Raw genomic sequence first — 3,535 nt, forward strand, 5'->3', positions numbered from 1 at the left:
TGACGCTGGCGTCGCGCCGCCACGACGATCCGATGATCCGCCGCGGCTGGCTCGAACAGGGGCTGCGCTGGTATCACGGCGCCGGTTCGGTGGCGGCCCGCGGCCCGCTCGACACCGACCTGCACGGCCTGCCGCCGATGCTGGTCCAGGCCGGCGACCAGGAGGTGCTGCTGTCGGATGCGCTGCGGCTGGCCCGTCATGCGCAGGCCTGTGGCGTGCCGTGCCGGCTGGAGGTTCATGCGGCGCGTTGGCATGTGTTTCATCTGCAGGCGTTTTACCTGCGGTCGGCGCGCGACGCATTGCGGACGCTGGCGGGGTTTGCGGCGGAACGGGTGGCGGTGACGGCGTGACGATGAAGCCGTCATGCGCCGCAATCGGGGCCGTGGTTCGCGGCTTCCCCGATCGGGTGCGCGGCGCATGCGCCGTTACCGGGCCGGCTTGCCACGAAGCGACGCTGTCTTGCAAAAACCGGCCGTTTATTTTTTTCCGTCGCATGCCGCCGTCATGATCTCCCGCAAGCCCCGGCGCGCCGCCGGGGTTCCCCCCCCCTCGCGGAGACATCATGAAAAGAAGGCACACCCTCAACACGCTGGCACTGCTCTGTTGCGTCGGCATCCAGTGCGCGACTTCGGCATTCGCCGACGAGCCGAAGAAGGTGGCGTTCGTCGACACCGGCAACACCGGGCGCAGCGTGATGGCCGAAGCGATCGCCGGCCAGTTGATCGCGCAGCGCCACGCGCACATCGCGGTGATCTCGCGCGCGGTCGACGAAGATCCGTATGACGAAAAGCCCGAAGAAAACGGCGTGATCCTGATGAAGCGCCGCGGCATCGACACGTCCGCGCACCGTTCGGTGCAGTTGAACGCAAACGACATCAAGCATTCCGACGTGATCCTGACGATGACCGACAAACACAAGGAGAAGGTGCTCGCGCTCTATCCGTCAGCCGCCGGCAAGGTGTTCACGCTCGCCGAATATGCGTCCGGGAAGCACGTCGACGTGCCCGACGCGTGGGGCAAGCCGATCGACTTCTACGAATCGGTCACCGCGCAGCTCGACACGTACATCCCGGCCGCGCTCGACAAGGTCGCGACGGCCGCGCCGGCGAAGCAGTAACGTCAGGAGGCCTGTCGGTTCGCGAGGCGCGACGCGCCGGCATCGACAGGTTTGTTGTTCACGTTGTTCCCGCCATATACCCCACTCACCGTGCGTGCCCGTCACAGGGCCATCGACCTTGGCCATCCGGCCGAATCGTCACCCTGCGCACCGGATGAAAGAATGATCTTCGTCCGGGAAGCCGGCTTCGCGGCCTGATATCTCGCACTTCGAAAGCACCGCCTGCGCCGCAACGTGCATGCGGTGTTGTGTGTCGCCCCGACCCGGCAATGCGCGCACGCCCCCGCGCACACCACCCGGCAGCTCGCACGACCACTCCATTTACCCTTCACCTTTTTGTAGCTTATAAGTTACAATGCTTTCCAAGTTCGAACTTCTTCGCTACCAGCGCGACGACGGTCGCGAGCCCTTCACCGAATGGTTGAACGCCGTGCGCGACAAGCCTGCGCAGGCACGGATTCGCGAACGCCTGCGCCGCGTGCAGACAGGCAACTTCGGCGATTGCGAGCCCGTCGGCGAAGGGGTGATCGAACTGCGCGTCCACGTCGGCGCTGGTTATCGCGTGTATTTCGGGCGGTACGGCGGCGCACTGGTGCTGTTGCTTTCAGGTGGCGACAAAAGCAGTCAGCCCGACGACATCAGGCGTGCAAAGGAACACTGGTCGAACTGGAAACGGAGGCAAACATGACCAAGCTCAAAGGTGCGGTATCGCACCACGACGCGGAAGTCGCCGAACTCGGCGCCGACCGCGAACTCGCGGTGGCCTATCTGCGCGTCGCGATGGAGTCGCTCGACGATCCCGACAACCGCGCGGCCGGCCTGCTCGCGCTGCGCACGGTCGCGGAAGCATATGGCGGGCTCGGCGCCGTCGCAGCCGAAGCCGGCATCAGCCGCGAATCGCTGTATCGCACGCTCTCCCCCAACGGCAACCCGACACTGAAAACCCTGCTCGCGGTGCTCAAGACCGTCGGCCTGCGCCTGTCCGTCGTCCCCGCGCAGCCGGCGCACGCCTAAGCGGCACACCGCCCGCTCACGGCCGCACCATCCACACCAGCAGCATCTCCGCCGGCGCGTTCGTCATCCCCGCCGGCGGATGCTCGATCGTCGGCTCGACCGACAGCGCCTTCGCAAGCGTCGCCGCATCGTCGATCGTCGTCGTGCGCACGATCGTCATCAGCCGCGCCGGCCGGTGCAGCGTCTCGCGATACAGCGCGCCGTACCACAGCGGCCGCATGCCGAGCGCGTCCTGCAGCACGTACGGATAACGCCACAACCGCAACACGAGGCGGCTTTCCGGCTGGCCCGGATCGACGCGCACGAACACGCGGCGCGTGCTTTCGCCGTGCGTGTAGCGCGGCAGCACCGGCAGCGCATCGGCCGGCGCCTGCGGCAACAGCCAGCGCAGTGCGGTGGCCGGCGACCACGGCGTCGCGCGCTGCCAGCCGGCCTGCGCGAGATGCCGGTCGAGCGTATCCGACGTCGCGCTCCATTGCAGCGGCAGATATTCCTCGCGGTCGCCACCGATCTCGGTGCGCCGCACCGGCACGCGCTGCCACCCGCCGCGCAGCCACTGGTCGACGGTCATCGCGACCACGTCGCCGACATGCGGGCGCGACGCACGATCGAGCTGCCATTGCACCGGAACCGTCCACACGCCGGCCGTCGCGAGCACCACCGTCACCGCGACGAGCGCGCCCCTCGGTTGCACGTGCTCGCGCACGCGCCAGTACGCATAGGCGCCGGCCAGCAACGCGAACCAGGCGAGCCCGAGGCTCCAGCCGCCCAGCAGGCCCGACAGCCACGTGTCGCCGACATACAGCCGCGCGAAGCCGCCGAGCACGATCCACAGCACCACCGCCGTCACGACCGGGATCCGCCACAGCGCGGGCCGGTCGCGCGTCAGCACCCAGCCAAGGCCGCTGCTCGCGAGAATCGCGAACGCGGCGTCGGCATCGGGCAGCGGTACATGCAGCGCGCCGGGCGGCAGGCTCGCGGGCGTCGCGCCGGGCACGCCCGCGCCGAACACCGGCACGAGCACGACGGCAACGCCGACCGTCACGAGCCACCACGCGGACGTCAGCCAGCATCGGTGGATCATCAGCCAGACGAGAAACGCGGCCGCGACGATCAGCCCCGTATCGTGCCCGTGCAGCACGGCGAGCGCGCACATCGCGGCGTCCACCGGTGGCGTGCGCAGGTTCTGCAGGAACGCATACAGTGCGATGTCCGCGTGCATCAGCGGATCGTTCGCGACGACATCCTGCACGAGGCCCGCGAACAGCCACACGCAGCCGACGAACAGCAGCGCAAGCACCGGCACCGCGCCCGGCAGGCCGCGCACGTAAGCGATCGCGTCGTGGAGCCGCGCGCCGAACCGCGGCCAGCGGCGCGCGCAGGCGTGCACGCCTTCGACGAGCG

The 3,535-nt window shown here is 68.5% G+C and carries 5 protein-coding genes; 4 read left to right on the forward strand and 1 reads right to left on the reverse strand.

All coding sequences use genetic code 11. From position 1 onward, the window contains the following. The 4 genes from G3O00_RS41050 to G3O00_RS41065 all read left to right on the forward strand — a co-directional run. A partial coding sequence (locus G3O00_RS41050; protein WP_206146418.1) for an alpha/beta hydrolase fold domain-containing protein occupies positions 1-350 on the forward strand: 350 nt, incomplete at its 5' end. Positions 351-562: 212 nt separating this feature from the next. Then, a complete protein-coding gene (locus tag G3O00_RS41055; RefSeq protein ID WP_043178289.1) occupies positions 563-1,117 on the forward strand; it encodes a protein-tyrosine-phosphatase in 555 nt (184 codons plus the stop codon). 355 nt (positions 1,118-1,472) lie between these two features. Further along, positions 1,473-1,805, forward strand: coding sequence for a type II toxin-antitoxin system RelE/ParE family toxin (locus G3O00_RS41060; protein WP_011356109.1), 333 nt, complete (start codon positions 1,473-1,475; stop codon positions 1,803-1,805). Then, the gene (locus G3O00_RS41065; RefSeq protein WP_011356110.1) at positions 1,802-2,131 is read left to right on the forward strand and encodes a transcriptional regulator; all 330 of its coding nucleotides are present in this window, start codon (positions 1,802-1,804) and stop codon (positions 2,129-2,131) included. The genes G3O00_RS41060 and G3O00_RS41065 overlap by 4 nt, the downstream gene beginning before the upstream one ends. A 16-nt stretch (positions 2,132-2,147) precedes the next feature. Here the strand turns inward: G3O00_RS41065 and G3O00_RS43740 are convergent. Then, positions 2,148-3,535: LssY C-terminal domain-containing protein (locus G3O00_RS43740; RefSeq protein ID WP_241025577.1), on the reverse strand; the 1,388-nt coding region annotated here is incomplete at its 5' end.

This window comes from Burkholderia sp. Ac-20384 (assembly GCF_017104605.1).
Classification (GTDB): Bacteria; Pseudomonadota; Gammaproteobacteria; order Burkholderiales; family Burkholderiaceae; genus Burkholderia; species Burkholderia lata.